The organism is Pseudomonas reactans (assembly GCF_013385825.1).
Classification (GTDB): Bacteria; Pseudomonadota; Gammaproteobacteria; order Pseudomonadales; family Pseudomonadaceae; genus Aquipseudomonas; species Aquipseudomonas reactans.
The window spans coordinates 1-16,482 of sequence record NZ_JACAPG010000008.1; the positions used below are offsets into that span (position 1 = coordinate 1).

Here is a 16,482-nt window from a genome sequence, read left to right on the forward strand (position 1 = left end):
GCTGCTGCGAAACCAGCCGCTAAGCCAGCTGCCAAAACTGCTGCTGCGAAACCAGCCGCCAAGCCAGCTGCTAAACCTGCTGCTGCAAAGCCGGCCGCCAAGCCAGCCGCTAAACCTGCTGCTGCGAAACCGGCCGCCAAGCCAGCCGCTAAACCTGCTGCTGCGAAACCGGCTGCCAAGCCAGCCGCTAAACCTGCTGCTGCGAAACCAGCCGCCAAGCCAGCCGCTAAACCTGCTGCTGCGAAACCAGCCGCGAAGCCAGCTGCTAAACCTGCCGCTGCAAAACCCGCTGCGAAGCCAGCCGTTGCCAAGCCAGTTGCCGCGAAACCAGCACCGGCCAAGCCAGCAACGCCTGCTGCTGCCCCGGTAGCGTCCACCGCTCCAACTGCACCGGCCAGCAGCGCGACTGCACCGGTAGCGCCAAGCACCACTCCAACCAGCGCTTCCTAAGCGTTGGTGACCGCGACGCGCAGCTGCTGCAGCGCGTCGTGGTCAAGGTTGGCGGCATCCTCAGCCGCCAGTCTTTCCAGCCACCGTTGCTGACCTCTGGCATTTTCCATCGGCCACGCTCGCGCCAGCGCTTCCAAACGCGCCAGCAATTGCCGTTCAGCCTCCAATTCCAGAGCTTTGACCCGCTCGCGCAACCTTGCCAAATCCTCATCCTGCTGCGCCAGGGTGCGCCACTGCGTGCGCACTTGTCGTAACGGTTCAATCACTTGTGTCTGCCAAGGCCTGGCAATTTTTTTCAGCGCTTCTATGCGTTCGGCGGTCACTGTCACCGTGCGCTGCTCCAGCCACGCGCCACACAGCAACAGGCACACATCCGCACCTCGATCCTGTAAACGAAGGCAAGCGGCTTCAACGCCTGGTCGGGCGTAGGTCGAAAGGGCAAAGCTCCACAGGTCAGCGCACATATTCACACCCAAGCCAGCGGCCAACGAAGCTGGTAGACTCCGCCGCCATTATGATCCGACTTCAAAGCCTAACATTACAGCGTGGCCCGCAACGTCTTCTCGAAGACGCCGAGCTGACCCTGCACGCCGGTCACAAAGCCGGCCTGATCGGTGCCAACGGCGCCGGCAAATCCACGTTGTTCGCCCTGTTGCTGGGTGAGCTGACCCCGGATTCCGGGGACTGCCTGCTGCCAGCCGACTGGCGCATCGCCCATATGCGCCAGGAAATCGACACCCTGGACCGTATCGCGATCGACTACGTGCTCGATGGCGACCTGCGCCTGCGCCAGGTGCAACACGACCTGGCTGAGGCCGAGAAAGCCCAGGACGGTGCTGCCCAGGCCCGCCTGCACGCGGAACTCGACAGTGCCGACGGCTACACCGCCGACGCCCGCGCCCGCAAAATGCTCGCCGGCCTTGGCTTTACCAACGAACAGATGGACCGCCCGGTTGCTGACTTCTCCGGCGGCTGGCGCATGCGCCTTAACCTGGCCCAGGCCCTGATGTGCCCGTCGGACTTGTTGCTGCTCGACGAACCGACCAACCACTTGGACCTCGATGCGATCCTGTGGCTGGAAGACTTCCTCAAGAGTTACCAGGGCACCTTGCTGCTGATTTCCCACGACCGGGATTTCCTCGACGCCGTGGTCGACAACATTGCCCACGTCGAACAGAAGAAAATCACGCTCTACCGTGGCGGCTACACCGCATTCGAGCGCGCTCGCGCCGAACGTCTGGCCCAGCAGCAACAGGCGTTCGAGAAGCAACAGGCGCAGCGTGCGCACATGGAAAGCTACATCGCCCGGTTCAAGGCCCAGGCCACCAAGGCCCGTCAGGCCCAGAGCCGAATCAAGGCCCTGGAACGCATGGAAGAGCTGTCGGCGGCGCACGTCGACTCGCCGTTCGACTTCGTGTTCCGCGAATCGGTGAAAATCTCCAGCCCGTTGCTGGATCTTTCCGATGCACGCCTGGGTTATGGCGACAAAACCATCCTGGAAAAAGTGAAGCTGCAACTCACACCGGGTGCGCGTATCGGTTTGCTCGGCCCCAACGGTGCGGGTAAGTCGACGCTGATCAAGAACCTGTCGGGTGAGCTGTCGCCATTGGCCGGTCGCTTGACCCGTGGCGAGAACACTGTGGTGGGCTACTTCGCCCAGCATCAGCTGGACTCTCTCGATTCCAAGGCCAGCCCGTTGCTGCACCTGCAGCGTCTGGCGCCTACTGAGCGCGAGCAGACCCTGCGCGACTTCCTCGGCGGTTTCGATTTCCGTGGTGCGCGCATCGACGAGCCTGTGCTGAACTTCTCCGGCGGCGAAAAAGCCCGCCTGGCCCTGGCATTGATCGCCTGGGACCGTCCGAACCTGCTGCTGCTCGACGAACCGACCAACCACCTGGACTTGGAAATGCGCCTGGCGCTGACCATGGCGCTGCAGGAGTTCAGCGGCGCGGTACTGGTGGTGTCTCACGATCGCCATTTGCTCAAAAGCACCACGGATAACTTCCTGCTGGTGGCGGACGGCAAAGTCGAGGAATTCGACGGCGACCTGGACGATTACGCGCGCTGGCTGACGGACTACCGCCTGCGCAACGCGCCGGTCAGCAACACCCCAGTCAACCCGGACAAGACCGACAAAAAGGCCCAGCGCCAGGCCGCCGCCGCCTTGCGTCAGCAACTGGCGCCGCACAAGCGTGAGGCTGACAAGCTGGAAGCCGAGCTGGGCAAGGTGCATGAGCGCTTGGCCAAGATCGAAACCAGCCTGGGCGACAGCGCCGTCTACGAGGCCGCCCGCAAGGACGAACTGCGCGACCTGCTGGCCGAACAGGCCAAGCTCAAGGTACGCGAAGGGCAATTGGAGGAAACCTGGATGGAAGCCCTCGAACTGCTCGAAACCCTGCAAGCGGAGCTGGAGGCGCTGTCCTGATGGAAGCGTTGCAGTTGCCGATTCCGACGCAGTGGGTCGAGCCCGTGTGGGTTGGCGTGCAAATCCTGCTGATCCTGCTGGCGGGTTACCTTGCCCAGCGTTTTGTCGCCAAAGGCCTGACCCGGCTGGGTGAGCGTTACCCGTTCCCGCCGCAGCTGCTGATGCCGCTGCGCGGTGGCCTGCGCTGGCTGATCATGGGCAGTGCGCTGATCTTTGTGCTGGGGCGCCTGGGTGTGTCCGCCACGGTGTTGTGGACGGCGTTGTCGGGGTTTGTCGCGGTTGCCGCCGTGGCGTTCTTCGCCATGTGGTCGGTGCTGTCCAACCTGCTGTGCGCCATTCTGATCTTTACCGTCGGGCCGTTTCGCCTGGGTGATATTGTTGAATTGGTGGATACCGTCGACAAACCGGGCGTGAAGGGCCGGGTCGTGGCAATCAATCTGCTCTACACCACGTTGGTCGAAGTGGCAGAGGCCGGTACCGACAGCGCAATGGTGCAAGTGCCCAACAGCCTGTTCTTTCAGCGTTCTGTGCGACGTTGGCCCGGCACTCCTCTATCTCCTCTGTAGGAGCGAGCTTGCTCGCGAAGGATCGTCAACGATAACGCAGCGCATTCAGTTGGCTCGCATCGCCTGTGGGTTTTTCGCGAGCAAGCTCGCTCCTACAAAAAATCTATAGCCAGCCTTTGGTCGGCGGAGTTAGCTTAAGGCACAACAGCAAACTCCCTCCTGAGGTGTGCAATGGCACTCGATACGTGGCTGGCCTTTTTCCTGGCCAGTTGGATCATCTCCCTTTCCCCCGGCGCCGGCGCTATCGCCTCGATGTCCAGCGGCCTGCAATACGGTTTTCTGCGCGGTTACTGGAACGCCATTGGCCTGCAACTTGGGCTGGCAATGCAGATTGCCGTCGTCGCTTGCGGCCTGGGTGCCATTCTGGCGACGTCGTCCACCGCGTTTTATGCGATCAAATGGTTTGGCGTGGCGTACCTGGTGTACCTGGCCATCAAACAATGGCGCGCCTTGCCCATGGACATGACTGATGACGCGGCGGTGCGCCCGATCGGCAAGCCGATGGCGATGATGTTCCGTGGTTTTCTGGTCAATGCCAGCAACCCCAAGGCCCTGGTGTTCATGCTGGCGGTGCTGCCGCAGTTCGTGAACCCGCAGGCGCCGCTGCTGACCCAGTACCTGATCCTGGGGGCGACGATGATCTGCGTCGATATGGTGGTGATGGCGGGCTATACGGGGTTGGCGTCGAAGGTATTGCGCCTGTTGCGTACGCCTAAGCAGCAAAAACGCATGAACCGTACGTTTGCCGGGTTGTTTGTTGGGGCTGCCGGCTTTCTCGCCAGCCTTCATCGCGCGACCGCGTAACCGTTGTAGGAGCCGGCAAGCCGGCTCCTACGGGGTTCAACGCAGGATTCTGGGTGCTTCATCCCTTGGCAGGTTGTTGCGCAGCACCGGCTTGCCCGGGTCTTGATACCCGCCCCCCAATTGCTCCGCCAACTGCCGCGCCACATCCTCACCCAGCGCTTTCGACACGTCCTTCACCACACGCGGCCGGTTCAGGCTCACGCGCACATCGCGGCTGTTCACCAGCTTGGTGTCCTGGCCTTCGCCCATGGCGGTGAACGCCGAGGTTATCTCGTAGGTGCGCGTATTGATCAGGCTGAAATCCGCCACCAGTGTCAGACCCAGCACGGCCGAGTAGCTGTTGGTGTGGTCCAGGGCGTTGATGTCCTGGGTGAAGTCGATGTCCGACAAGGTGCCAAACAGCACGTAGTCGGCGCCCTTGAAGTGACCGGCCTTGATGCGCTTGATCACGTCGTAGACGTCACCCTTGGCATCTGCGGTGTAAGGCGTGCCTTGCACCAGCTGGAACTGACGCGACTTGAGAATCTCGCCCTTGATGTCACCGCTGAATTTGCGCAGCTCGGTCTGTTCGATATAGCTGGTACGGCTTTCGTACTCGCTGTAGTTCGACGCACCGCTGGCGTGGTGGCTGCTTGCCTGGAAGTTGTTGCTGGCCGATACTTGGTGGATGTATTCCTCGACCCGCGCCTCGTAGGCCAGGTCGGTCACCGCGATCTTCGGGGCGGCCGAGGCGCCAAAGGCGCACAGCAGGCCGATCATGCCGATCCATGCACGCATTGCTTAGCGCTCCGTGGTCTTGCGGATTTCTTTTTCGTCCATCCATTCGGCCAGGCCGCTCTCGACGTCGACCAGTTGCAGGCTGAATTTGTAGAACACGTCCTTGTAGTCCGAGCTGCGCTTGACGATGGAGCTGATGGAGCCTTCCAGGCGGTACTTGGCGGCGACCATGTTGCCGGTCTTGCTGACGGTGGACTTCTTGTACAGGCCGCTCTGGTTCTGCAGCTTGAGCTGATCGACCTGGCTCTGCATGTCGGTGTTGTCGCTGGCGAAGCGGGCGGTGCCGGTCTTCATCAACTGGGTCTTGATCGACGTGGTGATCTCGCGAGTGTCGATGTACTCGCTGGTCTTGTTCTTCACGTCATACACCTGCACCACCGGGCGACCTTGCAAGATGCCGGACTGGGCCAGGGAGCGGGTCATGCTTTCGGCGATCATCTGCAGGTCGGTGGAGCCGAACTCGTTGGTCACCGTTTCCACGGCTTTGGTATCGCCGTAGCTGATGTTCTTGCTGCCCAGTACGGGCGAGGTGTTGGAGCAGCCGCTGGCCAGCAGGGCAACCACGGCGAGCATCGAGAAGCGTGCAAACATGGGGAATTCTCTCTGAAACGTAAAAGGGGAACGGCTCAAGGCGTCTTCACTTCAAGGCGGAAGTCCGCCGCCTGGGGCAGGTTGGCAATGGCCGGCAGGAAGGTCGCCTGGTTGGCGTACAGGTTCAGTACTTTCCAGGTTTCTTCGTCGCCCACCGGGAAGCCGTCAGCGCCCAGCCAGGCGAAGCGGTAATACATCGTCTGGTTGCTGCTGGTGATGTTGCTCAACTGCACCTTGGCGGTGAGGAAGCCGTTCTCGCGCGCAACGCGAATGGCACCGACGGCGATGCCCTTGAACTTGCCCATCACCACGATTTTGCTGGCGGCGCTGCCAGGCTCCGGCGGTGGCGGGGTGGCGCAGCCGGCCAGCAGGACCAGCGCCAGGACGCCGAGGATGAAATGACGCATAGCGTGCTCCTTAAGGTTGTTTGAGGGCGATGGCCTGGGTGGCGGTGCTCGGCACCACATGGGCGGCCAGGCCACCGGCGAATACCTGGTTGCCAACCACGCGCAGGGTGATCACCTGATAACGCTGGTCAGCCTTGACCGTCACCAACGTGCCGCCCAGGGCGTTGGGCAGGCTGATCTGGTGCTCGCCGTGCTTGAGGCGCAGGCGCGTCACCTGGGTCATGTCCGGCAGGGTGCGCCAGGTGCGGGTGTCGGCGCCTTCGGTGACCGCCGAGGCGATACCGAGCACCAGGCCCGCCATGGGATTGGTCTTGTTCAGGTTGTTTTGTGCCACGCCACGGGTGACGGCACGCACGGTGGTGCGCAGGATGATCCCCGGCATGTCGTCGCGCAGCGCACGGCGGGACATGGCCGTGGTGCTGTTGAGTGCGGTGAGGTTCTGTTGCTGGCCGTCGACACCGATCTGGGCGAAAGTCGCGGTGGACGTATCGGCCTTGATCACTGGGAACGACAGCGGGGTGATCACCAGATTGCCGTTGATCGGGATCGGAATCGGCAGGCGAATCGAGTCGCGGGCCGGCGCCAGGCCACTTTGCACCACGATCAGCACATCGGTTTCATCGGTGCCGACCTTGGATTTGTCCAGGTCCAGCAGGGCCTGTTCCAGCAAGGGGGTATTGGGGCGCAACTCGGCCGCCTTGCGGTAACCGGGGGCCGCCAGGTCCTTCTCGCCCAGTGCTTCGTAGACGAAACCGGCCAGGTAATGGCTGAACGCGCTTTGGTAGCTGTTCTTCAGGCCGACCACTTCCGGCGCGTCGAGGGCTGCTACCGGATAGCCGCTCAGGTCTTTCATCTGGGTGGTCACGCCTTCACGCTCGGCTTCGTCCTCGCGCTTGAGGTATTCCTTATCGCGCAGGTCCGCTATCACCGCTTCGCGTTCGTGGGTCTTCTTGATCTCGGTGCGCGCGCCATCGAAGTCGTTCAAGGCCAGCAGGTTCAGGGCCATCTGCGTGGTCAGCATGACCTTTTCGTAGTCATAGCCTTCGTAGCGACGCACCTTGTCGTTGGCGAGGAAACTGCCGAACTGGGCCAGGTATTTGGCGCTGTCGAACTTGACCGCCTCTTCCCATTTGTAGACTTGCAGATCAGCACTGCGCCACGCGGTCTGACTCCCCGTCAAATCACCCTTGGCCCGCAGCAACTCACCCTTCTCGAAGAAATAGAGCAAGTCCTTGTCTTCACCGCTGTTGTTCTTTTCCAGCAGCGTCAACGCCGCGTCGACATTCCCGGTGACCAACTGCTGATTGGTCGCCTGCAACTCGGTGTCATAGCTGCGGAACATCGAACAGCCCGACAATAACGTTACCGCCGAGAGCGCAAGCAAAGGTAAAGCGCGAAATGCCATGCAGCCTTCTTCCCTGAAAGTAGTAACCGATGTGGTAATTCCTCATAAAAACGAGGAACGAAATTCCCTTTCGCACTAACAGGGCGCGGCATTATAAGCGCCATTACTGGCAAAACAATGGCTATTTGCCCGACGAAGTCGCCCAATGCGCCACTAGTCCGCTTCTAAAAATGCCTCGCTTTTACCAACGACAAATCACTTACGCCTTGAGTCAAACCCTTTAAGCCTTAACAATGTGTTACTTCGTATTTCCATTTGAGATTCGTTCATGACTGCCCCCTTCCGTTTTCTCGCCTGGCTGATGCTGCCGGCGTTGATGTCATGCAGCTTCAACCTGTTGGCCGCAACTGCCGAGGGCGCCCCGCAAGCCCTGCATTTGCTGGACTACATTGGTGCTGACTATCCACCGACGGTGGAGGCGGGCAAGGTTATCGATGAATCCGAATACCGCGAACAGGTGGAGTTTCTCGGGGTGTTGCAAGGGCTGGTGGCAGAGTTGCCTCAGCGCCCGGAGCGCGCGGCGTTGGTCAAAGGCGTCGACGAACTGTTAGCGGCGGTAACCGCCCATCAGGACGGCGCAACGGTTGCTCGGCAAGCCCGCCAATTGGGTGCCCAACTGGCCGTAGCCTATGAAGTCAGCCAGGCCCCGGCTATTACGCCTGATCCAACCCGCGGCGCGCCGCTCTACGCCCAGCATTGCTCGGTGTGCCACGGCACCGCGGGCGCTGGTGATGGTCCGGCCAGCGTCGGTATGACGCCGCCGCCGGCCAATCTGCGCGACCCTGTGCGCCTGGACCGCTTGAGCCTCTACGCGATCTACAACACCCTCGGCCTGGGCGTCGAAGGCACCGATATGCCGTCCTTTGCTGATCAACTCGACGACCGTCAGCGCTGGGACCTGGCCACCTACATCGCCGGCTTCACCGCCGACCCGGCCGCCGCGAAAAGCGAGCAACCGTTCAACCTCGCCGACCTGGCGCGCCAGACTCCGAACGAAGTCCTGGCCGCCAACGGTGAGGCTGCCGCCGCCACGTTCCGCGCCCAGCGTGCGCAACCGCCGCAGGTCAAGCGTGGCCCGGCGCAGTTGCTCGATTACACCGCTACCACTCTGGACAAGAGCTTGGCCGCGTTCCGCAACGGCGACCACGAACAGGCCTACGACCTGTCGGTAGCTGCCTACCTAGAAGGCTTCGAGCTGGTCGAAAGCTCGCTGGATAACGTCGACGCCAACGTGCGCAAGGACACCGAGAAGGCGCTGATGGCCTACCGGCAGTCGTTGCAGGACGGTTTGCCGGTCGAGCAAGTGCAGCAGCGCCTGGATGTGGCCAAAGGCAAACTCACCGAATCCGCCGGCTTGCTGGGCAGCGACGGCCTGAGCTGGTCGCTGAGCTACATCTCGGGCCTGCTGATCCTGCTGCGTGAAGGCCTGGAAGCCATCCTGGTGCTTGCCGCGATCCTCGCGTTCCTGCGCAACACCGGCCAGCAGTCGGCGGTGCGCAGCGTCAACGTGGGTTGGGGCCTGGCGCTGTTGGCGGGTCTGGCGACCTGGGCGCTCGCCGCGTATGTGATTGACGTGAGCGGCGCCCAGCGCGAGTTGTTGGAAGGCTGCACGGCGCTGTTCGCCAGCGTGATGGTGCTGTGGCTTGGTGTGTGGATGCACGACCGCCGCCACGCCGCCGCTTGGCAGGATTACATCAAGAGCAGCCTGGTAGGCGGCGGTGGACGCTTCGGCTTTGCGATGCTGGCGTTCTTCTCGGTGTATCGCGAGCTGTTCGAAGTGATCCTGTTCTACGAAACCCTGTGGCTGCAAGCCGGCCCGGCCGGGCACAACGCCGTGCTGGCAGGTGGTGCAACGGCGCTGGTGCTGCTGGTGGGCCTGGCGTGGGTGATTCTGCGCGGCTCGGCGAAGTTGCCGCTGGCGCTGTTCTTCGGGATCAATGCGGCGTTGCTGTGCGCGCTGTCGGTGGTGTTCGCCGGGCATGGCGTGAAGGCGTTGCAGGAAGCCGGCATCTTCGGTACGCGGCCGGTCGCGTTCTTTGACTTCGACTGGCTGGGCATCCACGCCGATGCGTACTCGCTGAGTGCGCAGGCTGTGGCGATCCTGGCGATTGTGGTGCTGTATGGTCGCAGTCGGTTGGCCGAGAAACGCCGAGTGGCGGCCTGACATGCGCGTGTGGATCGACGCCGACGCCTGCCCTCGGGCAGCCAAGGACCAGGTGGTGAAGTTCGCCCTCAAGCGTCAGTTCGAGGTGGTGCTGGTGGCCGGGCAGAGCCAGATCAAGCCGAGCTTTGCGTGTGTGAAGCTGATTGTGGTGCCCAGCGGTCCGGACGCGGCGGATGACTACCTCGTAGAGCACGCGGTGCCTGGCGAGTTGGTGATCTGCAGCGACGTGCCGTTGGCCGACCGCCTGGTGAAAAAGGGCGTCACGGCCCTAGATCCACGGGGCAAGGAGTTCAGCCCGGCGAACATGAGCGAACGCCTGGCGGTGCGCAACCTGTTCACGGATCTGCGTGAACAGGGCCAAATGGGTGGGGGGCCACCGCCTCACGGTGAAAAAGAAAAGCAGGCGTTTGCCAATGCCCTGGACCGAATCCTCACGCGCCTGATGCGCTAACCCTGACCCTGCGGCGAAGAGTTTTTGTGGCGAGCGGGCTTGCCCCGCGTTGGGGTGCGCAGCAGCCCTAAAACATACAACCGTGTTCTAACTGACTTTCCGCATTGCCTGGATTAGGGCGGCTTCGCCACCCAACGCGGGGCAAGCCCGCTCGCCACGACAAGTCCGCTCGCCACAACAAGCCCGCTCACCACAGTTGGGGGCAATCAGTCGTTTTCGTGGGTCAACTCCAGCACCCGGTCCACCAGCTTGTTGATCCCTGAAGCGACCTCGCTGATGTTTTTGCCAAGCATATAGGCCGGCGTGCTCACCAGTTTGCGCGCCTTGTCTTCGACAATATCTTCCACCGTGCACTCCTGATGGGTGGCGCCCATCTTGTCCAGCGCGGCGGCGGTGTCGGCGCAGTTGCCGATGGTGCAGGTCACGCCCGGGCCATAGATCTTTGCCGCCAGGGCCGGTGAGATGCAGATCAGCCCCACCGGCTTGCCCGCTTCGGCAAAAGCCTCGGCCAGCTCCAGCACCTGTGGGTTGACGCTGCAGCCTGCGCCTTCCACGGCAAAGTTCGACAGGTTCTTCGCCGCGCCAAACCCGCCGGGCACGATCAGCGCATCGAAGTCTTCAGCATTGGCTTCGCGGATGTCTTTCACATCACCGCGGGCAATCCGGGCCGACTCCACCAGCACATTGCGCGACTCGGGCATTTCTTCGCCGGTGAGGTGGTTGATCACATGCAGTTGCGCGATGTTCGGGGCAAAACATTGGACCTGAGCACCGCGCTGGTCCAGGCGCAGCAAGGTGATCACGCTTTCGTGGATCTCTGCGCCGTCATACACGCCGCAGCCGGAAAGGATCACTGCAATCTTTTTGCTCATGGGCATTTCTCCTGGGGTCATGGCGTTAAATGTCTACTAATTTGTCACCTGTTGCCAATGGGCTCTTGCGCCGCTGCACCTAATCTAGATGTAACAAAAACAAACCGGACCAGACCATGGACTTCGTGCCTTATGCGGTACCGTTTTTCATCGCCTTGATCGTGGTGGAGCTGCTTGCCGACCACTGGCGCGGCGAGCGCAACTACCGGGTGGCGGATGCCATCAACAGCCTCAGCACTGGCGTGCTGTCCACCACCACAGGACTGTTGACCAAGGGTGTAGGGATTTTGACCTACGCGTTCGCCCTCAAACATCTTGCATTGATTGATCTCCCGGCCCAAAGCGTCTGGACCTGGGTATTCGCCTTTGTGTTCTACGACTTCTGCTACTACTGGCTGCATCGCATGGGCCATGAACGCAACATCCTGTGGGCGGCGCACTCGGTGCATCACCAGAGCGAGGACTACAACCTCAGCACCGCCCTGCGCCAGACCAGCACCGGCTTCCTGCTGAGCTGGATTTTCTACCTGCCACTGGCCGTACTCGGTGTGCCATTGGTGGTGTTTATCAGCGTGGCATCGCTCAATTTGCTCTATCAATTCTGGGTACACACCCGGCATGTGCCCAAGCTTGGCTGGTATGAATGGTTTTTCGTCACGCCGTCCAATCATCGGGCCCACCACGCACAGAACGCTCTCTACATGGATCGCAACTACGGCGGGGTGTTCATTATTTGGGACCGGCTGTTCGGCACCTTTCAGGAAGAAGACGATAACGAACCGGTGATTTTCGGCGTGACCACGCCCTTGGCCAGCTGGAATCCGCTGTGGGCCAACCTGCAGTTTTATGCGCAGTTGTGGAGTGATGCGCGACGTACCGAGCGCTGGTGGGACAAGTTGCGCATCTGGTTCATGCGCACCGGTTGGCGCCCGGCGGACGTGAAGGCCAAGTACCCGCTGGCCAAGCATGACCTGACTCAATTCCGTAAATTCGAAGTGCCGCTGGATGGTCGCCAGCAGGTCTACATCGCCCTGCAATTTGCGGCGTATGTGGGTTTTGGCAGCTATTTGATGAATTTCGGCGAAGGCTTGCCCACGGCGGCGCTGATCCTGGGTTGGAGTGCCATGGCGCTGGGGTTGTTTACCTTAGGTGTGGCCTTGGAGAATCGCCCGTGGGCGCTGAAGGCCGAGCTTTCGCGGCTGGTGCTGAATGTGCCGCTGGTGTGGCTGGCGCCGCTGGTTGGGCTATGGCCCGCCAGCAACTTGGGCTGGCTGGGCCTGCTGAGCTACAGCCTGCTCAGCGTGATCGGCCTCTACTGCTGCAGAAGCCGGTTTACTCGACTGGTGTCTTAGGCGCTTCGACCGGGACCGGCTCGGCGGCGAGCCGGGCCTTGGCCTCGGCACAGGCCTCGCGAGCGATGCGTGCATTCTTGATGCGGCGGCGCAGCCACAGGCCGAAGCCCAATAGCAGCAACGCGCCCAATACCCACAGCTCGTATTTCTTGATGCTACCCAGCATGCCTTCCAGCACCGCCCCGAAGTGATAGGCCGCAGCACCCAACGCCAACGCCCAGATCGCGGCGCCAATGCCGTTGAGGATCAGGTAGCGCAGAGGTGGATAGCCGGACAGGCCGATCGCCACCGGCATGACCGTGCGCAACCCGTAGACGAAGCGGAAGCTCAGCACCCAGATATCCGGGTGCTTGCGGATATGCTCCAGGGCCTTGTCACCCATCAATTGCCAGCGCGGCTTGCGCGCCAACAGCTTGCGACCGTGCTTGCGGCCCATGTAATACCAAAGCTGGTCGCCGGCGTAGCTGCCGAAAAAGGCAACGACCACCACCAGGTTGATATCCATGTAGCCACGGAACGCCAGGAAGCCTGCGAGGACCAGAATGGTCTCGCCTTCAAAGAAGGTGCCTAGGAAGAGCGCAAAGTAGCCGAAGTCATGCAGAAATTGTTGAAGCATGGTCTGGGGTGCTGGCGAAATGAACGCGCAGCCTACGCCTTCACGAAGATTCATGAAAGTATCGAGATGTGTCACGAAGTGAACAATTCCTACGGAAATGACGAATGCGACTACAGGTCGCATCCTTAAGCACAACTGTCATACCTTCGTCATAATGGCCGCTTATAACTGCAACGCTCGCCCGTGAACCCGGGCTCAGGAGTCTGTCGTGAGCTTTACCCCTGCCAATCGTCTGTTCCCCGCCACCCGTCTGCGTCGCAATCGTCGTGATGATTTTTCTCGCCGCCTTGTACGTGAAAACGTACTGACGACGAATGATCTGATCTTGCCGGTCTTTGTACTGGACGGTGAAAATCGTCGGGAAGCGGTGGCTTCGATGCCTGGCGTTGAGCGTTTGACCATTGATCTGCTGCTTGAAGAAGCTGCCGGTTGGATCGAACTGGGGATTCCGGCGTTGGCGTTGTTCCCGGTCACGCCGTCTGAACTCAAGTCCCTGGATGCTGCCGAAGCCTGGAACCCGGACGGGATCGCCCAGCGCGCCACCCGCGCCCTGCGCGAGCGTTTCCCGGAGCTTGGGGTGATCACCGACGTGGCGTTGGACCCGTTTACCACCCATGGCCAGGATGGCATTCTGGACGAAGACGGCTATGTTCAGAACGACATCACCGTTGATGCACTGGTCAAGCAAGCCCTGTCCCACGCCGCTGCCGGCGCCCAGGTGGTTGCCCCGTCGGACATGATGGACGGTCGCATCCAGGCGATTCGTGAAGCCCTGGAGCTGGCCGGTCACGTCAATGTGCGCATCATGGCCTACTCGGCCAAGTACGCCAGCGCCTATTACGGGCCGTTCCGCGATGCGGTGGGCTCGGCGCTTAACCTGGGCAAGGCCAACAAGGCTTCGTACCAGATGGACCCGGCCAACAGCCATGAAGCCCTGCACGAAGTGGCGGCCGACCTGGCCGAAGGCGCTGACATGGTGATGGTCAAGCCGGGGATGCCGTACTTGGACATCCTTTACCGGGTCAAAGAAGAATTCAAAGTGCCGACGTTTGTCTACCAGGTCAGCGGCGAGTACGCGATGCACATGGCTGCAATACAGAATGGATGGCTGAGTGAAGGGGTGATCCTAGAATCCCTCACAGCCTTTAAACGCGCCGGGGCTGATGGCATTCTGACCTACTTCGCCGCCCGCGCCGCCCAATTGCTTAGAGAGCAACAATAGCCCTCACAGGAACATTCAATGAATACCGAAGGACTCTCAGAAGTTGCCGTAAAAGACGCTCACCCGGTGGTTGAACAAGTCACCGAGACCCCGCCGGAGCATGAGCCCGCCGCGCCTGCCGTGGTAGCCGAGCCGCCCGTGCCGGCCCCGGTGGCGGCGGTGACCAACCTGGATGACAGCAGCCTGTACATCCACCGCGAGCTGTCACAACTGCAATTCAACATCCGCGTGCTGGAGCAGGCGCTGGATGAGTCCTACCCGCTGCTGGAGCGGCTGAAGTTCCTGCTGATCTTCTCCAGCAACTTGGACGAGTTCTTCGAGATCCGCGTCGCCGGCCTCAAGAAACAAATCACCTTCGCCCGTGAACAAGCCGGCGCCGATGGCCTGCAGCCGCACCAGGCCCTGGCGCGCATCAGCGAGCTGGTGCACGGCCATGTAGACCGCCAATACGCGATCCTCAACGACATCCTGTTGCCGGAACTGGAGAAACACCAGGTCCGCTTCATCCGGCGCCGTCACTGGACCACCAAGATCAAGACCTGGGTGCGCCGTTACTTCCGTGACGAGATCTCGCCAATCATCACCCCGATCGGCCTCGACCCGACGCACCCGTTCCCGTTGCTGGTGAACAAGAGCCTCAACTTCATTGTCGAGCTTGAAGGTATCGACGCCTTCGGTCGCGACTCCGGCCTGGCGATCATCCCGGCGCCGCGTCTGTTGCCACGGATCATCAAGGTACCGGAAGAGGTGGGGGGGCCTGGCGATAACTATGTATTCCTGTCGTCGATGATCCATGCGCACGCCGATGATCTGTTCCAGGGCATGAAGGTAAAAGGCTGCTATCAGTTCCGCCTGACCCGAAACGCCGACCTGGCGCTGGACTCCGAAGACGTCGAAGACTTGGCCCGTGCCCTGCGCGGCGAGCTGTTCTCGCGACGCTACGGCGATGCGGTGCGCCTGGAAGTTGCCGACACCTGCCCTAAGCACCTGTCGGACTACCTGCTCAAGCAGTTCAACCTGGCCGAGTCCGAGCTGTACCAGGTCAACGGCCCGGTCAACCTGACGCGGCTGTTCAGCATCACCGGCCTGGACAGTCATCCGGAGCTGCAATACACGCCGTTCACGCCGCAGATCCCGAAACTGCTGCAAAACAGCGAGAACATTTTCAGCGTGGTGAGCAAACAGGACATCCTGCTGCTGCACCCCTTCGAGTCCTTTACCCCGGTGGTCGACCTGCTGCGCCAGGCCGCCAAGGACCCGCACGTATTGGCCGTACGCCAGACCCTGTACCGTTCCGGCGCCAACTCGGAAATTGTCGATGCCTTGGTCGACGCTGCGCGTAACGGCAAGGAAGTCACGGCGGTGATCGAGCTGCGTGCGCGGTTTGACGAAGAGTCCAACCTGCAACTGGCCAGTCGTCTGCAAGCGGCCGGTGCAGTGGTGATCTACGGTGTGGTCGGCTTCAAGACCCACGCCAAGATGATGCTGATCCTGCGCCGCGAAGCCGGTGAGATCGTGCGCTACGCCCACTTGGGCACCGGTAACTACCACGCCGGCAACGCCAAGCTCTACACCGACTACAGCCTGCTGACGTCCGACGATGCCTTGTGCGAAGACGTCGGCAAGTTGTTCAGCCAGCTGATCGGCATGGGCAAGACCCTGCGCATGAAGAAGCTGCTGCACGCGCCGTTCACCCTCAAGAAGGGCATGCTCGACATGATTGCCCGCGAAACCCAGTTCGCCCTCGACGGCAAGCCGGCGCACATCATCGCCAAGTTCAACTCGCTGACTGATCCGAAGATCATCCGCGCGCTGTACAAGGCCAGCCAGTCCGGCGTGCGCATCGACCTCGTAGTGCGCGGCATGTGCTGCCTGCGTCCGGGCATTGTCGGCGTGTCGCACAACATCCATGTGCGCTCGATCATCGGCCGCTTCCTGGAACACACGCGGGTGTTCTACTTCCTCAATGGCGGCGAAGAGCAGATGTTCCTCTCCAGTGCCGACTGGATGGAGCGCAACCTCGATAAGCGGGTAGAAACGTGCTTCCCGGTGGAAGGCAAGAAGCTGATCATGCGGGTCAAGAAGGAGCTGGAAAGCTACCTCACCGACAACACCCACAGCTGGAGCCTGCAGTCAGACGGCCGCTACGTGCGCAACACACCGACCGGCAACCAGAACCCGCGCAGCGCGCAGGCGACGTTGTTGGAGAAGCTGGGTAGCCCGATTCTAACGGTGAATTGAGTAGCGGTTTGTATGAGCAGGTTTGTGTGGCGAGCGGGCTTGCCCCGCGTTGGGCTGCGAAGCAGCCCTAAAACCAGACGCCGCATTCTGCCAGACAGAATGCGGCGTTTTTATTGGGGCTGCTTCGCAGCCCAACGCG

General features: G+C 61.4%; 16 protein-coding genes. 9 read left to right on the forward strand and 7 right to left on the reverse strand.

The genetic code is table 11. The features are described from left to right. Positions 1–450: hypothetical protein (locus tag HX868_RS08270; RefSeq protein ID WP_177002539.1), on the forward strand; the 450-nt coding region annotated here is incomplete at its 5' end. Here HX868_RS08270 and HX868_RS08275 read toward each other — a convergent pair. Continuing rightward, positions 447–914: a TIGR02444 family protein gene (locus tag HX868_RS08275; RefSeq protein ID WP_177002540.1), complete on the reverse strand. Its 468-nt coding sequence runs from the start codon at positions 912–914 to the stop codon at positions 447–449. The genes HX868_RS08270 and HX868_RS08275 overlap by 4 nt on opposite strands. Positions 915–964: 50 nt before the next feature. Here HX868_RS08275 and HX868_RS08280 point away from each other — a divergent pair, with 50 nt between their 5' ends. From HX868_RS08280 to HX868_RS08290, 3 genes are all read left to right on the forward strand, one after another. After that, positions 965–2,875 carry an ATP-binding cassette domain-containing protein gene (locus HX868_RS08280; RefSeq protein ID WP_016975857.1) on the forward strand — a complete coding sequence of 637 codons (1,911 nt, stop codon included), beginning with the start codon at positions 965–967 and terminating at the stop codon, positions 2,873–2,875. Continuing rightward, entirely contained in the window at positions 2,875–3,441 is a 567-nt protein-coding gene (locus HX868_RS08285) for a mechanosensitive ion channel family protein (RefSeq protein WP_016975856.1), read from the forward strand. Before HX868_RS08280 ends, HX868_RS08285 begins: the two co-directional genes overlap by 1 nt. A gap of 171 nt (positions 3,442–3,612) precedes the next feature. Then, complete coding sequence (locus HX868_RS08290; RefSeq protein WP_016975855.1) at positions 3,613–4,245, forward strand: LysE family transporter; 633 nt, start codon at positions 3,613–3,615, stop codon at positions 4,243–4,245. A 36-nt stretch (positions 4,246–4,281) separates the two neighbouring features. On the opposite strand, the gene HX868_RS08295 is transcribed toward HX868_RS08290, so the two are convergent. From HX868_RS08295 to HX868_RS08310, 4 genes are read right to left on the reverse strand one after another with little or no spacing between them, the layout of a single operon-like run. Continuing rightward, positions 4,282–5,022, reverse strand: coding sequence for a penicillin-binding protein activator LpoB (locus HX868_RS08295; protein WP_177002541.1), 741 nt, complete (start codon positions 5,020–5,022; stop codon positions 4,282–4,284). A gap of 3 nt (positions 5,023–5,025) precedes the next feature. Continuing rightward, positions 5,026–5,613: a penicillin-binding protein activator LpoB gene (gene lpoB, locus HX868_RS08300; RefSeq protein WP_028618424.1), complete on the reverse strand. Its 588-nt coding sequence runs from the start codon at positions 5,611–5,613 to the stop codon at positions 5,026–5,028. Positions 5,614–5,648: 35 nt separating this feature from the next. Beyond that, complete coding sequence (locus HX868_RS08305; RefSeq protein ID WP_177002542.1) at positions 5,649–6,020, reverse strand: YcfL family putative periplasmic lipoprotein; 372 nt, start codon at positions 6,018–6,020, stop codon at positions 5,649–5,651. Between the two features lie 10 nt (positions 6,021–6,030). Then, positions 6,031–7,425, reverse strand: coding sequence for a COG3014 family protein (locus HX868_RS08310; protein WP_177002543.1), 1,395 nt, complete (start codon positions 7,423–7,425; stop codon positions 6,031–6,033). 268 nt (positions 7,426–7,693) lie between these two features. On the opposite strand from HX868_RS08310, the gene HX868_RS08315 reads away from it, so the two are divergent. Both HX868_RS08315 and HX868_RS08320 read left to right on the forward strand, forming a co-directional pair. After that, complete coding sequence (locus tag HX868_RS08315) at positions 7,694–9,589, forward strand: FTR1 family protein (RefSeq protein ID WP_177002544.1); 1,896 nt, start codon at positions 7,694–7,696, stop codon at positions 9,587–9,589. Between the two features lies 1 nt (position 9,590). Continuing rightward, on the forward strand, positions 9,591–10,040 hold the full coding sequence (locus HX868_RS08320) for a YaiI/YqxD family protein (protein WP_177002545.1): 450 nt from the start codon (positions 9,591–9,593) through the stop codon (positions 10,038–10,040). Between the two features lie 206 nt (positions 10,041–10,246). Here the strand turns inward: HX868_RS08320 and elbB are convergent, their stop codons facing one another. Continuing rightward, a complete protein-coding gene (gene elbB / locus HX868_RS08325; RefSeq protein WP_016975848.1) occupies positions 10,247–10,912 on the reverse strand; it encodes an isoprenoid biosynthesis glyoxalase ElbB in 666 nt (221 codons plus the stop codon). Between the two features lie 116 nt (positions 10,913–11,028). Between elbB and HX868_RS08330 the strand changes: the two genes are divergently transcribed. Continuing rightward, positions 11,029–12,264, forward strand: coding sequence for a sterol desaturase family protein (locus HX868_RS08330; protein WP_095013961.1), 1,236 nt, complete (start codon positions 11,029–11,031; stop codon positions 12,262–12,264). On the opposite strand, the gene HX868_RS08335 is transcribed toward HX868_RS08330, so the two are convergent. Further along, positions 12,245–12,880, reverse strand: coding sequence for a DedA family protein (locus HX868_RS08335; protein WP_177002748.1), 636 nt, complete (start codon positions 12,878–12,880; stop codon positions 12,245–12,247). The genes HX868_RS08330 and HX868_RS08335 overlap by 20 nt on opposite strands. Positions 12,881–13,088: 208 nt before the next feature. On the opposite strand from HX868_RS08335, the gene hemB reads away from it, so the two are divergent. Together hemB and ppk1 are read left to right on the forward strand one after the other, a co-directional pair. Continuing rightward, the gene (hemB, locus tag HX868_RS08340; protein WP_177002546.1) at positions 13,089–14,102 is read left to right on the forward strand and encodes a porphobilinogen synthase; all 1,014 of its coding nucleotides are present in this window, start codon (positions 13,089–13,091) and stop codon (positions 14,100–14,102) included. An 18-nt stretch (positions 14,103–14,120) separates the two neighbouring features. Then, a complete protein-coding gene (gene ppk1 / locus HX868_RS08345) occupies positions 14,121–16,343 on the forward strand; it encodes a polyphosphate kinase 1 (protein WP_016975844.1) in 2,223 nt (740 codons plus the stop codon). Positions 16,344–16,482 lie beyond the last annotated feature (139 nt).